At 39.6% G+C, this 20,730-nt stretch carries 17 protein-coding genes and 2 tRNA genes; 15 read left to right on the forward strand and 4 right to left on the reverse strand.

Features of this window, described 5'->3' with window-relative positions; translation table 11 throughout:
• Positions 1-1,642 (forward strand): T9SS type A sorting domain-containing protein (locus tag LU635_RS00410; RefSeq protein WP_240095214.1); only part of this gene is annotated, 1,642 nt, incomplete at its 5' end.
• Between the two features lie 70 nt (positions 1,643-1,712).
• On the opposite strand, the gene LU635_RS00415 is transcribed toward LU635_RS00410, so the two are convergent.
• Entirely contained in the window at positions 1,713-2,855 is a 1,143-nt protein-coding gene (locus tag LU635_RS00415) for an acyl-CoA dehydrogenase (RefSeq protein ID WP_240095215.1), read from the reverse strand.
• Positions 2,856-2,947: 92 nt separating this feature from the next.
• Between LU635_RS00415 and LU635_RS00420 the strand changes: the two genes are divergently transcribed.
• From LU635_RS00420 to LU635_RS00455, 8 genes are all read left to right on the forward strand, one after another.
• Positions 2,948-4,012, forward strand: coding sequence for an anhydro-N-acetylmuramic acid kinase (locus tag LU635_RS00420; protein ID WP_240095216.1), 1,065 nt, complete (start codon positions 2,948-2,950; stop codon positions 4,010-4,012).
• Between the two features lie 65 nt (positions 4,013-4,077).
• Positions 4,078-5,304 carry a Glu/Leu/Phe/Val dehydrogenase dimerization domain-containing protein gene (locus tag LU635_RS00425; protein WP_240095217.1) on the forward strand — a complete coding sequence of 409 codons (1,227 nt, stop codon included), beginning with the start codon at positions 4,078-4,080 and terminating at the stop codon, positions 5,302-5,304.
• Positions 5,305-5,418: 114 nt separating this feature from the next.
• On the forward strand, positions 5,419-6,120 hold the full coding sequence (locus tag LU635_RS00430) for a MotA/TolQ/ExbB proton channel family protein (RefSeq protein WP_240095218.1): 702 nt from the start codon (positions 5,419-5,421) through the stop codon (positions 6,118-6,120).
• 1 nt (position 6,121) lies between these two features.
• Positions 6,122-6,514 (forward strand): ExbD/TolR family protein, encoded by a 393-nt coding sequence (locus LU635_RS00435; RefSeq protein WP_240095219.1) that lies wholly within the window; start codon positions 6,122-6,124, stop codon positions 6,512-6,514.
• Between the two features lies 1 nt (position 6,515).
• Positions 6,516-7,340: an energy transducer TonB gene (locus LU635_RS00440; protein WP_240095220.1), complete on the forward strand. Its 825-nt coding sequence runs from the start codon at positions 6,516-6,518 to the stop codon at positions 7,338-7,340.
• Positions 7,341-8,561: a bifunctional folylpolyglutamate synthase/dihydrofolate synthase gene (locus LU635_RS00445; protein ID WP_240095221.1), complete on the forward strand. Its 1,221-nt coding sequence runs from the start codon at positions 7,341-7,343 to the stop codon at positions 8,559-8,561.
• Positions 8,562-8,743: 182 nt separating this feature from the next.
• Entirely contained in the window at positions 8,744-9,565 is an 822-nt protein-coding gene (locus tag LU635_RS00450; RefSeq protein ID WP_240095222.1) for a hypothetical protein, read from the forward strand.
• A gap of 250 nt (positions 9,566-9,815) precedes the next feature.
• Positions 9,816-9,890 (forward strand) — tRNA-Val (locus LU635_RS00455).
• Positions 9,891-10,705: 815 nt separating this feature from the next.
• Here the strand turns inward: LU635_RS00455 and LU635_RS00460 are convergent.
• Entirely contained in the window at positions 10,706-12,283 is a 1,578-nt protein-coding gene (locus tag LU635_RS00460) for a PAS domain-containing hybrid sensor histidine kinase/response regulator (RefSeq protein ID WP_240095223.1), read from the reverse strand.
• A gap of 167 nt (positions 12,284-12,450) precedes the next feature.
• Here LU635_RS00460 and LU635_RS00465 point away from each other — a divergent pair.
• The 3 genes from LU635_RS00465 to LU635_RS00475 all read left to right on the forward strand — a co-directional run bounded on the left by LU635_RS00465 (position 12,451) and on the right by LU635_RS00475 (position 14,409).
• Positions 12,451-12,525: transfer RNA gene (locus LU635_RS00465), tRNA-Val, on the forward strand.
• 155 nt (positions 12,526-12,680) lie between these two features.
• Complete coding sequence (locus LU635_RS00470) at positions 12,681-13,082, forward strand: Dabb family protein (RefSeq protein ID WP_240095224.1); 402 nt, start codon at positions 12,681-12,683, stop codon at positions 13,080-13,082.
• 106 nt (positions 13,083-13,188) lie between these two features.
• Positions 13,189-14,409 carry a CapA family protein gene (locus LU635_RS00475; RefSeq protein ID WP_240095225.1) on the forward strand — a complete coding sequence of 407 codons (1,221 nt, stop codon included), beginning with the start codon at positions 13,189-13,191 and terminating at the stop codon, positions 14,407-14,409.
• 17 nt (positions 14,410-14,426) lie between these two features.
• On the opposite strand, the gene LU635_RS00480 is transcribed toward LU635_RS00475, so the two are convergent.
• A complete protein-coding gene (locus LU635_RS00480; protein ID WP_240095226.1) occupies positions 14,427-15,725 on the reverse strand; it encodes a UDP-N-acetylmuramoyl-tripeptide--D-alanyl-D-alanine ligase in 1,299 nt (432 codons plus the stop codon).
• A 68-nt stretch (positions 15,726-15,793) separates the two neighbouring features.
• Positions 15,794-17,485, reverse strand: coding sequence for a gliding motility lipoprotein GldJ (gldJ, locus tag LU635_RS00485; RefSeq protein ID WP_240095227.1), 1,692 nt, complete (start codon positions 17,483-17,485; stop codon positions 15,794-15,796).
• Positions 17,486-17,904: 419 nt separating this feature from the next.
• Here gldJ and porV point away from each other — a divergent pair, with 419 nt between their 5' ends.
• From porV to pdhA, 3 genes are all read left to right on the forward strand, one after another.
• Positions 17,905-19,053 carry a type IX secretion system outer membrane channel protein PorV gene (porV, locus tag LU635_RS00490; RefSeq protein WP_240095228.1) on the forward strand — a complete coding sequence of 383 codons (1,149 nt, stop codon included), beginning with the start codon at positions 17,905-17,907 and terminating at the stop codon, positions 19,051-19,053.
• Between the two features lie 82 nt (positions 19,054-19,135).
• Positions 19,136-19,618: a cytidine deaminase gene (gene cdd, locus LU635_RS00495; RefSeq protein WP_240095229.1), complete on the forward strand. Its 483-nt coding sequence runs from the start codon at positions 19,136-19,138 to the stop codon at positions 19,616-19,618.
• A gap of 108 nt (positions 19,619-19,726) precedes the next feature.
• Positions 19,727-20,728 carry a pyruvate dehydrogenase (acetyl-transferring) E1 component subunit alpha gene (gene pdhA / locus LU635_RS00500; RefSeq protein ID WP_240095230.1) on the forward strand — a complete coding sequence of 334 codons (1,002 nt, stop codon included), beginning with the start codon at positions 19,727-19,729 and terminating at the stop codon, positions 20,726-20,728.
• Positions 20,729-20,730 lie beyond the last annotated feature (2 nt).

The raw sequence follows: 20,730 nt of genomic DNA on the forward strand, positions 1-20,730 counted from the left end.
ATATATCTTTAAATATACTGTGACCCCTGCAGACCAAGATTCAGAATGTGATGATGATGATGCCTTGGTGACAATAACTATAGACGATCTTCCACCCACTCCAACACCACAGGTTGAACCCGCGGATTGTATTAACGATAATAGCGACCCTCAGTCTGATCCTGTATATTTAGGTTCTGTAGCCTTTACCTATCCTGGAGATAGTGGAATTGATTCTTTCTATTATATCTATAAAGAATCAACAGAGACAGATTATTCAGATCCACCAATATTATATCCAGGACCAATCAGTCTTCCTGCAGGAACTTATGATTTTAAATTCTTATTGGAGATAGATGGATGTGAATCAGATCCTTTACAGGTTACCATAAACCAGTTGCCATCCGACCCACTTGATATAACTTTAAATCCAATTCAGCCAGATTGTGCGACAAACTTAGGAGGAATTGAAGTGACTCATATTGGTTTATTAGGTGGAGCTGATGTAAATGTTGAAGATTACTTGTTCAGTCTTTTTGATAATGATGCAGATCCATTGGATCCTCCATTAGAAGGTTATGATGGTATTGAATATCCAGAGGGTGGATTTACCAATCTTCCACCTGGAAATTATAGAGTATTTGCTTTAGGAAAGAATGGATGTAATTCAGGTACAGCTATTACTGAACTTCTGGTACCGGAATGTATGGTTTGTGAGACTGCCTTTGCTAAAAGAAATGATACACCAGACAGTCCAAATAGGTCATATTGTTTTATTGATGAGAGGCCTGATGAAACTAACTTTAACTGGACGTTAGATTTTGATGCCAATCGTTGGGGATGGACCAATTTTATAAGTATATCAGAATTTACTGTGGATAATGATTATACTTTTTCAATGGATCTCTATGCCGCCGCAGGACAATGTGATATTAATAAAGGAACATTGGTAGGATCTGTCGATGTCACTTATACTGGCGATGAAGAGGGAGGAACAGTTAGTGTTTCATATAATATGCTGCCAGGTTACTGGCTTGGAGGTGTTCATGTATATGTAGGGCAAGAACCATACATGTGGAGACAGCAGGGTAATAAAGAAGGAGAGTATACTGTGGCGCCTGGACAATATCCATTTAATTCGGATAATGCTGGGGAATATACATATTTAGAAACTATAGAACCTATAAGTGTAGAAGGTGTGACAGGATTTTACGTTATAGCACATGCTGATGTTTGTACAACAAATACTGAAGAATATAATCAGAGGTTATTAACAGAAGCAGAACCTATAACTATTCAACTCAATGAGAGAAAAAATTCAATGATTTATTCTCCGAGTTCCCGTGACAAACAGCAAAAAACAACGATCACAAGTTCAACTTCATTAGTTGAATCTGCAGACCCATTGTTCTATGTAGCTCCTAATCCGTTTACTAATAGCGAGCTGAATTTCTATTATATGTTCGACTATACTTCAAATGTGACTATTCAGATCTATGATTTGAACGGACGTTTGCTAAGGACATATACTGATACTTTGGTGAACTCGACGTCTACTTCAACATTTAATGTAGACTTTAAAACGAGGTCGGGGCAGGTTTATATTGTTAGACTGGCTACAGATAGAGAGATCTTTACTTCAAAGATCCTTTCAGGAAATTAATTATTAACCAACCAAAAAAGAAAGAGCAGCCAGATGGCTGCTCTTTTGCTTTATAATATTTCCGAAATATTTAGTCTTTTAGAATACTTCTCGAAATAACGATCTTCTGAATTTCAGAAGTTCCTTCGTAGATCTGTGTGATCTTGGCATCACGCATCAATCTTTCTACATGATATTCTTTTACATACCCGTTTCCTCCGTGAACCTGAACAGCCTCAATGCTTACATCCATCGCTGTTTGAGAAGCGTGAAGTTTTGCCATCGCACCTGATAGGTCATAGTTCTGTCCCTGGTCTTTATCCCAGGCTGCCTTCATTACCAGATGACGGGCCGCTTCTATCTGTGTATGCATATCGGCCAGTTTAAAGGCTATCGCCTGGTGGTTGGAGATTTCGGTTCCGAAAGCTTTTCTCTGTTTTGAATAAGTTTTTGCCAGTTCATAAGCTCCGGAAGCAATTCCCAGCGCCTGTGCGGCAATACCAATTCTTCCACCTGAAAGGGTCTTCATTGCAAATTTAAATCCGAATCCGTCTTCTCCAATTCGGTTCTCTTTTGGAACTTTTACATCGTTGAAGTTAAGAGAGTGGGTGTCACTTCCTCTAATTCCCAGCTTTTGTTCCTTAGGACCAATCTCAAAACCTTCCCAGTCTTTTTCAACTATAAAGGCATTAATCCCTTTATGTTTTTTCTCCTTATGAGTTTGTGCGATCACCAGGTAGAAATCTGCAGAATTACCATTGGTGATCCAGTTTTTTGTTCCGTTTAATATGTAATGATCTCCCTTGTCTATGGCCGTGGTGCGTTGAGAAGTGGCATCACTTCCTGCTTCCGGTTCAGAAAGACAGAAGGCTCCCAGTTTTTCACCTGTAGTAAGTTTGGAAAGATATTTTTTCTTTTGCTCTTCGGTTCCGAAAGTATCCAGTCCCCAGCAAACCAGGGAATTATTTACAGATATCATTACAGAAGCTGATGCGTCTATCTTTGAGATCTCTTCCATGGCCAGAACATAAGATATGGTATCCATCCCACCTCCACCATATTCCGGAGAGGCCATCATTCCAAGGAAACCAAGATCACCCATCTTCTTGACAAGTTCCTTTGGGAATTCCTGTTTCTCATCTCTTTCGATAACACCTGGCAGTAATTCGGTTTTGGCAAAATCACGGGCCGCATCGCGTATCATTATATGTTCTTCGGTAAGTTTAAAATCCATCTGAAAAGAAATTTGTAAAAAACTAATTTTTGGATGGCAAAGATAGCCTTTTGATGCCTATTTTTCAATTGATATTGATTATTTTTACGAATATGAAAAAAACGGACTATAGATTGATCGGCGTGATGTCTGGTACCTCCCTGGATGGTATAGACCTGGTACTCACAGAGATCAGTTTTTTGAATAAAACCAGTTTTAAGATCATTATCTCTGAAACCTTTCCCTATTCCCGGGAATGGCAGAAAAAGCTGGAAGCAGCTATTAACCTGGAAGCAGCTGAATTAAACAAACTTGATAACGATTATACATTGTATCTCGCGGAAGTTATTAAACGTTTTATTCAGAAATATGATATAGATCTCATTGATGCCGTATGCAGCCATGGCCATACGGTAAAACACAGGCCCGATCAGGGCGTGACCTTTCAGATAGGTAACCGCCCAAACCTTGCAAAACTCATAGATGCTCCTGTGGTTTGTGACTTCCGTGTACAGGATGTTGAGCTAGGCGGGCAGGGAGCCCCTTTGGTGCCCATAGGAGACAGATTGCTTTTTAACGAGTATAAATACTGTATAAATCTTGGTGGTTTTGCCAACGTTTCCTTAGAACATGACTCTCAAAGGATAGCTTATGATATTTGTCCTGTAAATACGGTTTTGAATTTTTTTATGCGGAAACTTCAAAAAGATTATGACGAAGACGGTAAACTCGCCAGGGCAGGAGAGCTTGATGAAGAATTATTACAGAAACTTGATTCTTTGAATTTCTATAAAAAAGATCCGCCGAAATCTTTGGGGATTGAATGGGTTAATTGTGAAATTATCCCTCTCATTGAAAGAACCACCCATGAAATTCCTAATATCCTGAGAACCTTTACCGTGCATGTAGCCCGCCAGATCGCGAAATGTCTCGATAATGATCCGGAATCAAAGGTATTGCTTACAGGAGGAGGTACTTTTAATTCTTTCCTTATTGAAGAACTCAGGTCTCTGTCTAAGTGTGATTTTATAGTTCCCGATAAGGAACTGATAGATTTTAAAGAGGCGCTGATATTTGCACTTTTAGGAGTATTAAAATTACGAGGAGAAGTGAACGTTCTTCATTCGGTTACCGGGGCTAAAATTGATCATTCTTCAGGGAGAATCTATATGCCTTGAAAATTTTATCAAATTCGGAATTTAGCCTGCCTAGTTTTTTATATTTGCTGCAAAATACTCCAAAAATGAAAGAATTACTCAAATTATACGAGAATAAGGAACCTGAAATTGTTTTCAACTGGAAGGATTCTGAGACAGAGGCTGAAGGCTGGACCGTTATAAATTCTCTTCGAGGCGGTGCCGCCGGCGGCGGAACCAGAATGAGGCTGGGATTGGATCAAAATGAAGTGCTTTCATTGGCCAAGACTATGGAAGTAAAATTTACGGTCTCAGGTCCACCTATTGGAGGTGCGAAATCCGGGATTAACTTTGATCCCGCCGATCCTCGTAAAAAAGGAGTTCTGGAACGCTGGTATAAAGCTGTATCCCCGCTTTTAAAAAGTTATTATGGCACAGGAGGAGATCTGAATGTTGATGAAATAAATGAAGTGATCCCAATTACCGAAGACTGTGGGGTGTGGCATCCTCAGGAAGGGGTTTTTAATGGACATTTCCGGCCAACCGAAGCAGATAAGATCAATAGAATTGGTCAGTTAAGACAGGGTGTTATAAAAGTTCTGGAAAACACCAATTATTCTCCTGATGTGACCCGGAAGTATACCGTGGCCGATATGATCACTGGTTATGGTGTAGCCGAGGCTGTACATCATTATTACAGCATCTATGGAGGCGATATTAAAGGGAAAAGGGCCATAGTCCAGGGATTTGGTAATGTTGGTTCGTCGGCTGCATATTATCTGGCCCAGATGGGAGTGAAAATAGTTGGGATCATAGATCGGGATGGCGGACTCATAAACGAGCAGGGGTTCAGCTTTGAAGAGGTAAAAGAATTGTTCCTGAACAAAAAGGGAAATACTCTGAGTCATAAAGACCTTATTCCATTTGAGGAGATCAACGAAAAGGTATGGAAGCTCGATGCCGAGATATTTGCGCCCTGTGCAGCTTCCCGTCTTATTTCACAAGACCAGATCACCAGCCTTATAGATCGAGAGCTGGAAGTTATTTCCTGTGGAGCCAATGTTCCTTTTGCCGATAAAGAGATATTCTTTGGGTCCATCATGGAATATACCGATGAACGTGTAAGCCTGATTCCCGACTTTATTTCGAACTGTGGGATGGCAAGGGTATTTGCATACTTCATGGAACGAAGGGTGCAAATGACAGATGAAGCTATTTTCAACGATACTTCCATGACCATAAAAAATGCCATCCAGAATACTTTCGACAACAATAGCAGCAAAACGAACATCAGTAAGACTGCTTTTGAGGTCGCTCTTAAACAACTTGTTTAAAAGTTTGTGTAAACATTCTTGAAATATTGCTATAAGCGTCCTGCTGATTATTTAAATTTGGTTTACAATTAAAATCATATTAGCACGTTACATTAAAAAACCTATTTAAATCATATGCTTAACTTTTTTCAGGAGGACGACGTGGCTGATGTTGCTCAGGCAGCAGAGCCGGTCGTAGAGGAAAAGACCCTATCATTATTTGAACTGATGTTTAGCGGCGGTCTTGGAGGCCAGATTATTATTATCATCCTTTTTGTTTTATTATTTGCCGCAGTCTATATCTATTTTGAAAGGCTCTTCGCAATAAAAGCGGCTGGTAAGATTGATAAGAACTTTATGCTCCAGATCAAGGATAGTGTTCTCAACGGCAATATCGAATCTGCCAAGATAAGATGTGCACAGAGTGATTCTCCCGTTGCAAGACTTACCGAAAAAGGGATCTCCAGAATTGGAAGTCCTTTGGAAGACATTAATACCGCCATAGAGAATGCCGGCCGTCTTGAAGTATATAAACTGGAAAAGAATGTAAGTATTCTGGCGACTATTGCTGGTGCTGCGCCTATGATTGGTTTCCTCGGAACCGTAATTGGTATGGTGCTTGCATTCCATGAACTGGCCACAAGCAGTGGTCAGGCTCAAATGGGAGCGCTTGCTGAAGGAATCTATACTGCGATGACAACTACCGTTGCCGGTCTGATAGTGGGTATTATAGCCTACATTGGTTATAATCACCTGGTTGTGAAGACCGATAAAATGGTTCATCAAATGGAAGCTACCGCGGTTGATTTCCTTGACCTTCTAAACGAACCTGCTTAATATGAATCTAAGAGGAAGAAATAAAATAAGTCCGGAGTTTAGCATGAGCTCGATGACAGATGTGGTTTTCCTTCTGCTCATCTTTTTCATGCTAACCTCGCCGGTGATCACTCCAGAGGCTTTGGATCTTATCCTTCCAAAAGCAAAAGGAAAGACGACCACCAAACAAACCCTTTCAGTAAGTATAACCAAAGACCTTCAGGTATATATCAATAGTGAACGAATAAGTAATAGCGCTCTGGAAAGTACTTTAAAAAGCCGTTTGGCCGGAGAAGAAAATCCGACTATTATACTAAGAGCTGAGGAAGGAGTGCCGATTGAAAAAGCGGTGAATGTGATGGATATTGCAAACAGAAACAAGTATAAGATCGTACTGGCCGTAAAACCTGAGTAAAATGTCGATGCTGGAAACAAAACATGAGAAGAAATCTTTTACGATCACGGTAGTTATACATGTGATACTGATACTTCTTTTGATTTTTTTCGGACTTACCTATCTTGATCCACCCCCGGAGAGTGGAATAGCTATCAATTTCGGAACTTCTGAGGTTGGTTCAGGAAATGAGCAACCCAAAGAGCCGGTGAAATCTGCTCCCAAACAAAGTACCGCGCAGCCTGTGAAATCAGAGCCGGTGATAGAAAAGGAAGTGGTGACACAGGATATTGAGGAGGCTCCGGTTATTGAAAAAAAGAAAAAAGAACCAACACCTGTTGAAACTAAACAACCAGAACCTCCAAAAGAGGAGCCTAAGCCGGTAAAGAAACCTGATCCGAAACCAGATAAGTCTACCAACGATGCTTTGAGTAGTATTCTTAACGGGCCGGAAAAATCGGGAACTGCTACCGGAGGTGAAGGAAATGATAACGTTGCAGGGGATAAGGGAAGTCCTGATGGCGACCCGAACGCAAGTTCTTATTACGGGCAGGGAGCCGGCCTTGACGGTGATGGAAATTACAGGCTTGGAGGAAGAAAAGCCCTGAACAAGGAGAAATTTGTTCAGGATTGTAATGAATCTGGGATCGTGGTTGTTCGTATCGAAGTGAACAGAGAGGGAAGGGTAATAAATGCCACTCCGGGTGTAAAAGGCACTACCAATAATGTTCCATGTCTTACCGATCCGGCCAGAAGAGCTGCTATGGCTACCAGGTTCAATAGTGATGAAAATGCCCCATCAAGACAGGTTGGAACAATTATTTACAATTTCAAACTCACCGAATAAGTGAAATCCTATAAAGAAACTGTTGAATGGATGTTTCAGCAGTTGCCTATGTTTCAGCGAATAGGGAAAGATGCTTTTAAAAAAGACCTTTCCAATACTATAAAACTGGCTGAGGAACTTGGGCATCCCGAGAATAAGTTTAAAAGCATTCACGTAGGTGGCACTAACGGAAAGGGATCAGTTAGTCATATGCTGGCTTCCGTATTTCAGGCAACCGGATATAAGACAGGGCTTTATACTTCACCACATTTAATAGATTTCAGGGAAAGGATGAGGATCAATGGCCAGGTGATATCCCGGAAGGAAGTGGTCTCATTTATTGAAGAAAATCAAAATTTCCTCGCTTTTAACAGGCTGAGCTTTTTCGAAATGACTGTAGGGATGGCATTTGATTATTTCGCCAGGGAAAAAGTGGATATTGCAATTATAGAAGTGGGCATGGGTGGCCGCCTGGACTCGACAAATATTATTAAACCTGAACTATCGGTGATCACTAATATAGGGCTTGACCATACTGCCTATCTTGGAGATAACCTTGCCGAGATTGCTCATGAAAAGGCTGGTATAATCAAAGAAGGGGTACCGGTAGTGATTGGTGAGAGGAGAAAAGAAACCACTCCGGTTTTTGAGGAAACTGCAAAAAAAATGAAGTCAGGCCTTTTCTTTGCCCAGGACCATAAACTTCCACACTATTATACCGATCTGAAAGGTGACTACCAGAAAAAGAATTTAAGGACAGTTCTTACTTCTTTAAAGTTACTGAGAGACAATGGCTGGAATATTTCTGAAGAAGCCATAATGAATGGTCTAAGTAACGTAAAACTACATACCGGGCTGCAGGGACGATGGGATGTGATAAGAGAAAAACCAAAGGTGATCTGCGATACCGCACATAACGCGGAAGGGATTATGCTGGTAATGAAGCAGTTGAAAAATGAGCATTATCAACATCTTCATATGGTTATTGGGGTGGTGAACGACAAGGATTTAACCAAAGTATTACCTCTATTTCCTAAGGAGGCTGTTTTCTACTTTGCCAAACCTAACGTGCCACGAGGTCTTGAAGCCAGCATTTTACAGGAGGAAGCCAAAAAGAATGGTCTTGAAGGCCGGGTTTATTCTTCCGTTCATGAAGCCTTTTTAGCTGCCGAAGAAGTTGCCCTGGATGAGGATTTAATATTCGTCGGAGGGAGTAATTTTACGGTCGCTGAGGTTTTATGAATGAAAAAAGCTGTTAATATTTTCTAAATTCAAAAATTCGTTTATCTTTATAATTCTCTGTAAGAGAGGTGTTTAATTAGATTTCATTTTCTATTTTAATTCATCTTTAGCTATTCCCCAACCTATATCATGCGTTAACTTTTTTAGCTATGGTCTTTTATTAACTAAAAAACCAACTAAAAATGAAAACAACTGCAAAATTACTTGCATTCGTATTGGTATTTGCTTTATGTGCGAATGTATCAAGCCAGGAATCAAATGAGGAAAAGGCAGAGGACTTCAAGCCTGTGTATATCACAATGACTACTACCCACTGGAATGATGATCCCGACACCGATTTTTCCGACTGGCTCGAAACCGAAAAGGAATATTTTGAAAAAGTGGTCAAAAAGAATGATCTGATTATGAGTTCAGGGGTTTATACTCATTACTTTACTCCAGACAATTCTGAAATCGTTATGGTAAATGTATACGAGAACTGGTCAGATATTGAAAATGCAAATGAAATAAATCAAAAGCTAATAGAAGAAGCCTGGCCAGACGAGAAAGACAGACAGGCTTTTTTTAAAAAGCAGCGTAGCTATTACAGGCCAGATCATAAAGATGAGATCTACCTTTCAATGCCATTTATGATCCCAGAATCTCAGGATTCTCAGGAATCAAAAATCTTTTATGTTAGGAGCAGTGATCTTGCAATGAATGGAAATGGTAAACCTGGAAAATTTAAAGAACATTTTGAAAAGGTAACCAAGAAAAGCAAAAAACTCAAGGGATATTATACCCACAGGCATTTATGGGGCTCCAATGGCCGAGAAATGACGGAGGTATTTGTATTTGATAAGCTGGCTGATATTGAAGATTTCTTCGATGAAGAGGAAAATATTATTAAGGCTACCTGGACAGATGAGAAAGAGAGAACAGCATTTATGCAAGATTTAGGATCAAATTTTACAGGGAAGCATGCCGATTATGTTTATCGAAGTGTTCCTGAATTACAGAAATAAACCATTAGGTTTTCAGGAGGCAGTCTGAAGGACTTTCAAAAAATCAAGAATGGAGAGGCTGTGGAATATTCCATGTTTGCTCCAATGTTAAATTTGTTTTAGCCAAAATTGAAATTTAATTTGATTTTCAGTTGTTTAGATTGCCTCTTTTTTAATGTGTTCTGAGCCCGGAAAAAATAACTTTATTTTTTTCTTTAATTGTTTTGTGTAATTCAAAATCTAGTCTATATTTGCATCCGCAATCACGCAAGGGCGCGTAGCTCAGTTGGTTCAGAGCACTTGGTTTACACCCAAGGGGTCAGGGGTTCGAATCCCTTCGCGCCCACAGAAATTAAAAAAAGGCTTCCAGAAATGGAAGCCTTTTTTTATTGGATGAACTTAAAAACTCTCCAGGTATCTAGTTTAATTATAAGTTTGACATGTTATTTAACGAAGTACTACTAAAATACCATTAAAGGGGTATTGTAAGGACTAGTGAAACCTGATAATTTTACAAAAGAAGTCTTCGTGTTGTGGACATCATTTGAAGGTTATTTATAACCCTACTTTTCCAAAACTAATTTTAGGACCTGGTTCTTGGTAAAAAATTACTCTTCAGTGGCTTGTATTGGACCTAACTATTAATGCTTTAACGTATGAGTGTTTCAACTGGTTTTTAAATAAAATTTTTTAAAGGAATTATAGAATTAAGTGATCAATGGGTTGCTGTTACCAAAATCTAGTTTTCTCTTAAGTAAGAAAGTAACTCCCAGGGATTTATATGATGTTTTTTATCTGAATGCATCTATCTACTAAACGAAATAGCCATTATCCTTGGGAGTATTTTAAGGAATATTTCCGATGAAATGTTGCCTGAATTTACAGAGGTTTAATTCTCTCATATCCTGATTTAGATTTTATCTAAAATTTATCTGTCTATAGTTTGTGTCTTCATTGGAGATGAGGTAGAAAATCTGACTTTGGATATGCTTTTATATTTAGATCTTCCAGAGGAGATTTAAAATATTCATCTTAAGAATAAGGTGGTCTTTTAATTTTTCCAAATTATCTTAATCCGATAGCAGGAATTTAATATAACTGAGATCAAACTTCCTGTAAGAAGATTTTGATATTAATGTTCTACCCGTAATCCAAATTAATTTAATGGGCTGATTTCTTCAGGTTGTCATATATGAGCTTCAGTAATTTTTCCTTATCAAATGGTTTAGTGAGGTAGCCGTCAAATCCTGTGCTTATAATTTGTTCCTTAAGCTCTTTTGAAGTGTATGCGGTTTGAGCCAGAATGGGTAATTGCGGTCTGTTTTTTTTAATCTTTTTAGCAGCTTCCATTCCGGAAATTCCAGGCATCTGTATATCCATTAATACAAGCTTTATCCTGTCGTTTTCGAGAGTTTTATTAATAGTTTCATCGCCGGTGATAGTATTGAGAACCTGCAGATTATTCAAATGTAAAAGCCTCTCAATATATTCAAAACTATAAGGGTCATCTTCTGCAACCAGTATTAATTCCCCTTTAAATTGATAATCTATAGCTATATCCTTATCTGGTTCCATTACACGGTCTGTCTGGGAATTTTCTGGTATGGAGAAGAAAAAAGTGCTTCCTTTATTTTCTTCAGATTCGAACCAGATTTCCCCGCCCAGAAGCTTCGTGCAGGCTAAAGCTATGGCAAGTCCCAGGCCTGTTCCTTCATAAATCTCAGTAGCTTGTGTAGCCTGTGCAAACCGATTGAAAACAATATCTTTATACTTTTCCGGGATTCCAATACCACTATCTTTCACATAGAATTTAAGGTTTTCCCCGTCTTGATCAAATCCAAATTCTATAGTTCCCTCTTCGGTGAATTTAATGGCGTTATTAAGGAGGTTATTCAGGATCTGCCGAAGTCTGGATTCATCAGATACAATAAAAAATTCTGAAGAAGGAATCTTAAGTATTAATTGAATATGTTCTTTGTTTTTGGTTTTCAAAAAGGATTTAAAGAACTCATATAAATCCTGCATCAGCGAATTTACATTTATATTGGCATTCGACACCTTTAATTGCCCGGCCTCAATTTTTGCTATATCTATGATATTATCGATTATTGAAAGAAGATGACTGGCGCTATCTGAAATGATTCGGGTGTATTTATGAAGTTTTTCTTCATTGATGCCGGGAGTTTTTAGAAATGAGGTAAAGCCCATTATTGCAGTCATGGGAGTTCTGATTTCATGACTCATATTTGCAAGGAATGCAGATTTTAAACGATCGCTTTCCCGGGCCTTTTCCAGTGCCTGTGCGATATTCTCTTCGTTTCTTTTGCGTTCCGTAATATCCTGTATGTATACATGGATTATAGGGGTTCCATCAAGGATATATTTAGTGGGAGTTACTGCTGCAAAAAATATCGAGCCGTCTTTTCTTCTAAAGCTTGTTTCCACACTCAATTTATCTGTTTCCTTCATCTTTTCACGTACACTTGCAGAATTCTCTAATTCTGATTCTGTATGCAGTGCATAGACCTTTTGCTTAAGTAGTTCCTCTTTGGAATAGCCAAATAGTTCAATAGCCTTGTCGTTGACATCGATAATATTCATGTTAAGATCATGAATAAGGATTGCAATTACCGAGTGCTCAAACATTTGCCTGTACAGGTTCGAGTCTGGTTTAAGTGTGCGAAACTGCTCCTTTTGTTTCTGGTTCTGAGGGATGTCTGGTTTAGCGGGTTTTTTCATAATTAGATTCAGACGATTCCCTTTTCCTTATTAGATTGAAGAGTGTTGGGAATATTATAAGATGGTGGAATTAAATAAATTCTTGATTCACAATATAAAAATATTTTAAATATGTAGTTCTTTCTTTCTTTTGTGAAACCAGCTTTTTGATATATTTGCTGCATTAGGAGTGATTAGCTCAGTTGGTTCAGAGCATTACCTTGACAGGGTAGGGGTCACTGGTTCGAATCCAGTATCACTCACGGTAATATTTTATGAAGCCCTACAAGCATTGAGTTTGTAGGGTTTTTCGATTATTAAGGCCTTATTTATCATTTTTTTGGTTGTGTCTACCCGGACTTCTTCACTATCCTGGAGAAAATATTTATTGTAACTTAACCACATAAAATTTACTGTTATGAAAAGATTTGTGATGTCTTTGTTTATTTTATTTTTCCTTGCAAGTACACCGTCGGTTTTCGGTCAGGAGAAAAAGGTAGAATTCGATAAAAACTTCAGCCATGTGGTTTATTTCTGGTTAAAGAATCCGGAAAATATTGACGACCGCCAGGCTTTTGAGGCTTCATTGAAAAAATTCCTAAGAAATAGCAAATATGCGCAGACAAAATTTATTGGTGTTCCTGCCCAGACCCCAAGGGAAGTAGTGGATAACTCCTATACGTATTCGTTGATTCTCAGTTTTCCATCTAAGGAGATCCAGAATAAATATCAGCAAGAAGAGGCGCACCTTAAATTTATTGATGAGTCATCCTCATTGTGGGAGAAGGTGCTGGTTTATGATTCTATAGGGATCGATTAGTAGGGGTCCGATTCCTTTTCCTGATGGTTAGAAGCTGTAGGCTCCGGGAATAATACATCTTTTTTTATTTCGGGATCTTCCGGTAATTTTTTAATTTATAGAAAGAATGGAAAGGAAGATAATTAGACGTGCTTCTCAAATTATTGGTGGATTATTCTTTTTGGTCTTCAACTTTTCTTTTTCTCAAATATCGAATGAAAAGATGAAATCATCCGGCCCTCAAAGTGATAATACGCTAAGGCTTTTTCTGGCCGGTGATGTAATGACGGGAAGAGGGATAGATCAGGCCCTGCAGCATTCAGTTCCTCCCGCCCTTTATGAATCTTACGTAAAGGATGCCCGCAGGTATCTTCAAATAGCTGAAAGGGAAAACGGAGATATAGAGACTCCCGTTTCTTATGAATATATATGGGGAGATGCCCTTGAGGTCTGGAAAGAAAATGAAGCTGATTTCAAATTAATTAACCTTGAGACAAGCATTACTACATTTTACGAGCCCTGGCCGCGCAAAGGGATTCATTATCGTATGCATCCGCAAAATATAGAACTTTTGAAAACCGCCGGGATAGATTATTGCAGCCTGGCTAATAATCATACTTTGGATTGGAGCCGACCGGGCTTGACACAAACTATACTCACTCTTAAGAAAGCCGGGATTAAATTTTCAGGTGTGGGCGAAAATGGAGTAGAGGCTGGTGCACCCTCGATTCTTCAAAAGAGTGGTACCCGGATTCTGGTGTTCTCCTATGGAGCCGGGAATAGTGGGATACCTTCGGCCTGGGCCGCAGATAAGAACCAATCAGGAGTGAATTATATAAGGGGGTTAGGAGAGATAGATCTAGAAAGAATAAAAGAAAATATCCGGACTTATGAAAGGCAAGGTGACCTAGTGGTATTATCTATTCATTGGGGTGGTAACTGGGGATATGCGATTCCTGAAGATCATAAGACCTTTGCGCATCAGCTTATCGATGAGGCAGGAGTGGATTTGATATTTGGGCATTCATCCCACCATCCTCTGGGAATGGAAGTCTATAATGAAAAACTGATTATTTACGGGGCAGGGGATTTCATCAATGATTATGAAGGTATTCGTGGACATGACCAGTATCGGCCTGAGCTAAGCTTAATGTATTTTCCGGAGTTGAATACCAGAAGTGGAGCGTTGAAATCCATGTGTATGATTCCTATGGAAATAAAGAAATTTAGCCTTCATCGCGCTAACCGAACTCAGACGAAATGGCTGGCGGCAGTCTTAGGTCGGGAAGGAGAAAAACTTGATACTACTGTAAGGATGAGCGGAGATAGACTAATCCTTGAATGGTGAAAATTAATTATATGGGCTTATTGATTTTTTCTAATGGAATCCAGGGTTCTTTCCAAAGCCATTCCTCTTGAGCCTTTAATAAGGAAATAACATTTTTGAAAATCACTTTCTTTAAGGTGTTCTTTCAGGCTTTCCATGCTTTTGAATTTAAAAATAAAGTCACTGCTGGTATTCGTGCTCCTGAAATTCTCACCCAGTAGGTAAGTTTCCGCAAAGTCACTATTCTCTATGAAATTGGTTATCACCTGATGTTCCGTGGCTGCTGCAGCGCCCAGTTCGAACATATCTCCCAGAATTACAATTTTTTGTTTGCTGGTTTTAAGTTCTCTAAAATTCTGAAGTGCGGCAAGCATACTTGTAGGATTGGCGTTGTAAGCATCCATAATGATAAGGTTGCTTCCGCTTTCAATCACCTGTGAACGGTTGTTCTGCGGGGAGTACTCTTCTATCGCTTTCCGGATTTCATCGAACTCAACTTTAAAGTAGAGTCCTATGCACAATGCTGCAGCCATGTTGGTAGCATTGTAGTTCCCTGTAAGTTTGCTTTTGAACTGAGTTTTATTATATAAGAGCTGAGCCTTAGGAAGGCCCGTCTGGTATTCCAGTTTTACATCGGCCAGCCTGCTTTCTCCAAAAGTAAAAGTATGCTTATAATTATGGTGTTTCCTTTGAACCTCATCGTCCAGGTTCAGGAATATAAGCTTGTGTTTTTGCTGTAGATGTTTGTAAAGTTCCGTTTTTCCCTGTATAACTCCTTCAAGGCTGCCAAACCCCTCTAAATGTGCTTTTCCGAAATTGGTGATATAGCCATAATCAGGATTTGCGATACTGCAAAGGAATTCTATTTCCAGCAGATGATTAGCTCCCATTTCCACGATCCCGAATTCCGTTTGATTATCCATTGAAAGCAGGGTAAGTGGAACTCCAATATGGTTGTTCAAATTGCCTTTGGTGGCTACTGTCCTGAACTTTTTTGATAATACTGCGTGTACCAGTTCTTTGGTTGTGGTCTTGCCATTGCTTCCGGTAATAGCCAGTACAGGTAGGCCAAGATAATTCCTGTGGAAGATGGCAAGATTCTGCAGACTTTCCAGAACATCCTTCACCACTATATATTGCTCTTTGTTTTCGGCATATTGCTTATCATCTACCACAGCATAGCGGGCTCCCTTTTCAAGAGCTTCGGCGGCAAATTCGTTGCCATTGAAGTTATCTCCCTTAAGAGCAAAGAAAATGCTGTCTTTTCTAATGTTTCTTGTGTCGGTATCTGCACCTGAACAAAGAAGAAAACGCTGATGGAGTCGGGCTGAATTCATGATTTAAAACTATAAAAAAAGCCCTAAACAAGTTAGGGCTTTAAGTTTATTTTATACTATGCCGGTTTCTAATTGCTTCGGGCAGTTTTATTCTTATCTAAAGATTTTGAACCTACTCTGGACATCGCGTTTCTAAATCCTATATAATCGGTAGCCATATCCTGAGGGAAGTAACGGCGTTGTGCAGGGTCTAACCAATATGCTCTGTCTCTCCAGCTACCTCCTTTGTAAACTCTTACTTCGTCACTAATAAGTGTAGTTCTCTTTTCCTTGTCGTAACCTCTTTCCTCCAGTGTAGCATTTGCACTGCTGTCACTATAGGTAAAATTATCATAAGTAGGAGAGTTGTACATTCTCTTGGAAGGATCGTCTACTTCCTGGAAAGGCTGATAATATCTGCTTGAACTCTTGTCACCATCACGAAAATCCCTCTGGTCACTTTCAGTAAAGTTGGTTCTCATATAAGTGTCTTCTTCGGTAACGGGCACCTGTGCGATCTCTCCTGGAAGATTTCTCGCTACAAGTTTACCGTTGCTCAAAGTATCATATACGATATCTTCAGTACCAACAACCTTCACCGTTCCGTCTTCAGTGATCGCATGCTTGGTATAAACGTTACCACGATAATAGTTGAAGTCGTTGAATTCGTCATCCACAATAGGACGGTAAACATCTGCTACCCATTCGGCAACATTTCCTGCCATATCGTATAGCCCAAAGTCGTTAGGCTCATAAGATTTAACTTCAGCGGTGATATCGGCACCATCATCACTCCATCCGGCTATTCCACCGTAATCACCATCTCCCTGTTTGAAGTTGGCAAGCTGGTCTCCCATTTTCTTTACATCACCATTTCTGGTGTACTGTCCGTCCCATGGATATTTCTTTCTACCCCGGTAGATGTTATAACTTCTTATTCCGGTAAGCCCCAATGCGGCATATTCCCACTCAGCTTCGGTTGGTAGTCTGTATTCAGGATAGATAAGTCCACTTTCACGACCGGGATATACCTTTTTTACAGGATCTCCGGCTTCATTTGTTTCGTTAAGCCTGTCCTGAGCTTCATCACCACCCTGGCTTATTTCGGTGTTGCCACCATATGCCTTACTGGGGGTGTGAATATAAGTTTCGGTGTTGAATGTTGAAGAAGCGTTTACATCTGTAATATGAGCACCTTCCTTAATATAGCCTTCTTCTTCCAGGCGGTATTCGTTTACACGATCTGTTCTCCATTTACTGAATTCCACTGCCTGGATCCAGCTTACTCCAACAACCGGGTATTCTGCATAGGCCGGGTGGCGAAGATAGTTGGTTACCATTGTTTCATTGTAGCCAAGACGGTTTCTCCATACTAGAGTATCAGGCAGGGCGCCATTATAAATGTTCTTGTAATTTTCCTCGCTTGGAGGAAAAACTCTTCTTAACCAGTCCAGGTACTCGAGGTACATCTTATTGGTTACCTCGGTCTCATCCATATAAAAGGACTGGACGTGTTGCTGGGTTGGAGTGTTGTTCCAGTCATGCATAGGGTCGTCCTGTACACGTCCCATGGTGTAAGTTCCTCCTTCAACAAACACAAGTCCCGGAGCTGCCTCCTGTTCCTTATAATCTGTATTATACTGGAACCCGCCTTCATCCGAATTTATATCCCATCCGGTTGCGCGGGAAGTGTTTTTGTAATTGTTGGATTTATTACAGCTTAGTAAGCTAACGCCACAAACAACAGCAATAACGGCTTTTAAAGCTACATTCAATTTCATATTATTTCCTTCTTTATGATAGAAATTTAGGCCTTGCAATATACTAATTAACGCTAAATGTACAAGATTATTTTGTTAATTCTAAAACAGTGAAATATTGTATAACTGTCTGATACGCTACAACCTAAGCTAAATTTATATCGGGTTAATTATTAGGCTTTTAGGTTTTCTGACTTTCCGGCATTGATTAACGATGGAATTCAGCTTAAATTGTATTCACTTTTTAGATTTTATCGATTTTTTTGGTCTCTTGTCAGATGCTTACAATAATTTCATTTTTTTTGAGTTATCTTCATTAACCCCTAGCATAGTTACAATCAAAAATTTACTGAGTTTATTCTTTTTAAGGATGCTTTTTCTTTAAATGGTCCTTTCTTAACAGGAATATTACTATATATTTGTTATCATTAACTGCTATAATGAAAAAAATTACATTCTTTCTGATAGTGGCAATAACTTTTGCCGATTTCTCCACGTTTGCACAGGGACAAAGGGACAGGGTTATCACTACTGCTGTTCCGTTTTTGTTAGTAGCTGCTGATGCCAGGGCTGCCGGGATGGGAGATCAGGGGGTAGCAACTTCTCCTGATGTCTTTTCACAACAATGGAATCCTGCGAAGTATGCATTTGCAACCCGTGAAAATGGCGTTTCAATTTCCTATTCTCCTTACCTGAGTGAGATTGTAAACGATATCTTTTTAGGGAGTCTTAATTATCATCATAAAATTGATGACCGTAGTGCAGTAGCGAGTAGCTTAAGGTATTTCAGTCTGGGTAATATAGAGACTCGAAATACATTTGAAGAAAATCCACTTATTATTAGCCCGAATGAATTTACTTTTGATCTATCATATTCCCTGAAGCTCAGTGAAACCTTTTCCATGGCTGTGGCAGGGAGATATTTAAGATCAGATCTTCGGGTTGATTTAAATGAAGATACGTCCGGATCAACTTTTGGAGTAGATGTGGCCGCCTTCTATCAAAGTGATCAGCTTACTTTCAGTGGTTTTGACGGAATGTGGCGAATAGGTGCCAATATTGCCAATATCGGGCCCAAAATGAAATATGACGATGCCGGACAGGAGAATTTTATTCCTACCAATCTGAAGGCTGGAGCAGGCTTTGATTTTATTTTTGATATAGATAATCGTTTGGGAACCTATATCGAATTTAATAAGCTCTTGGTTCCTACTCCACAGGACTTTGATGGGGATGGTGATATTGATGCGGAAGATGATGAACAATATAATGATATAGGTTCTATTGAGGGTATTTTTAAATCTTTCGGGGATGCCCCAGATGGATTTTCCGAAGAACTTAAAGAATTCACCCTGGCCCTTGGAGCTGAATACTGGTACCAGGATAAGTTTGCGCTTAGGGCTGGTTACTTCAATGAAAGTGAAGAAAAAGGATTTCGAAGATTTTTCTCACTGGGTGCTGGCTTCGCCTATGAATCAGTAATTATTGATGCTTCTTATCTTTTTTCCACCTCTTCGGTGCCAAGTCCGCTTGAGGGGACGCTTAGGTTTGGTTTAAGTTTTAATTTTGGTGACAGTTTCAATAATTAATCACTTTTTAAATCTTAAAACTATCTTATCGGGGTTTGAAACCGCAAAGGTTTCTTTTACCTTGTCTTCCCAATAAAATTTTATGAAGCCACTTACCATTACTTCCCGGCTGGAAGTTTATGAATCGCCAGAGGAGCTTCCTCAGGATGTACAGGAACTAATGCAGACTGCTGTTGAAGCCCGGGAATCTGCTTATGCACCTTATTCGAGGTTTAAGGTGGGTGCTGCAATTATTCTGGAAAATAATAAAGTGGTTATTGGGAGTAATCAGGAAAATGCTTCTTATCCTTCGGGCCTTTGTGCTGAAAGAACTGCGGTTTATGCGGCAGGAGCAAGATATCCGGATGTACGTATTTTAAAGATAGTTATAACCGCCAGATCCCTAAGGCATCAGGTCGTTTCGCCGGTACCGCCATGTGGTGCCTGCAGGCAGGCCCTGGTGGAATACGAAGTGAAACAGGATGAGCCAATTGAGCTTTATTTTATGGGAGAAACCGGTAAGGTGGTAAAGGCAGATTCGGTTAAAGATCTGTTGCCGCTGGTTTTTGATAACTCCTGCCTATAAGGTTTTCGTATTTTTGCCATAAAACTGTTTTCGTTTCTTATTGAAAATAGTATTTTTGTTACCCGCTTGGCAAAACCAATCTGTCTGGCCTTAAAATATAGATTTTAAATGAAGAAAATAACAAAAGCCACCTATCTGAAGTGGTACGAGGAGATGTTGTTCTGGCGCAAATTCGAAGATAAGCTTGCGCAGGTTTACATTCAGCAGAAAGTTAGAGGATTTTTACATTTATATAACGGGCAGGAAGCCATTTTGGCGGGAGCACTGCATGCGATGGATTTGGAGAAAGATCGTATGATCACTGCTTACCGTAATCACGTTCAGCCAATTGGGATGGGTGTAGACCCTAAAAGAGTGATGGCCGAGCTTTATGGAAAGGGAACAGGAACCTCCCAGGGGCTTGGTGGTTCTATGCATATTTTCTCTAAAGAGCATAGATTCTATGGAGGTCATGGGATCGTAGGAGGTCAGATTCCTATCGGAGCCGGACTTGCTTTTGCAGATAAATATCACAAAAGGGATAGTGTTACCTTAACTTTTATGGGTGATGGTGCTGTGAGACAGGGCTCTCTTCATGAAACCCTTAATATGGCTGTAAACTGGAATCTTCCAGTGGTCTTCTGTGTTGAGAATAACGGATATGCGATGGGTACTTCTGTTGCGCGTACTTCTAAGGACACCGAGATCTGGAAATTAGGAAATGGTTATGAAATGCCATGCGGACCGGTAGATGCCATGAATCCGGTAAAAGTTGCCGAAGCTTTTGATGAAGCTATCAAAAGAGCAAGAAAAGGTGATGGACCAACTTTCCTGGAATTAAAAACTTATCGTTACAGAGGTCATTCAATGAGTGATGCTCAGAAATACAGAACTAAAGACGAAGTGGCTGAATATCAAAAACTTGATCCTATTACCCAGGTACTTGATATTATCAAAGACAAAAAATACGCTTCAGAAAAGGAAATTAAAGAAATAAATAAACGCGTTAAAGACAGGGTTTCAGAATGCGAGAAGTTCGCAGAGGAATCTGACTTCCCTGATAAAAATGTTATGTATGACGTGGTTTACGAACAGGAAGATTATCCTTTCCTAGCACATAAATTAGATTAGAC

The organism is Christiangramia crocea, from assembly GCF_022410465.1.
Classification (GTDB): Bacteria; Bacteroidota; Bacteroidia; order Flavobacteriales; family Flavobacteriaceae; genus Christiangramia; species Christiangramia crocea.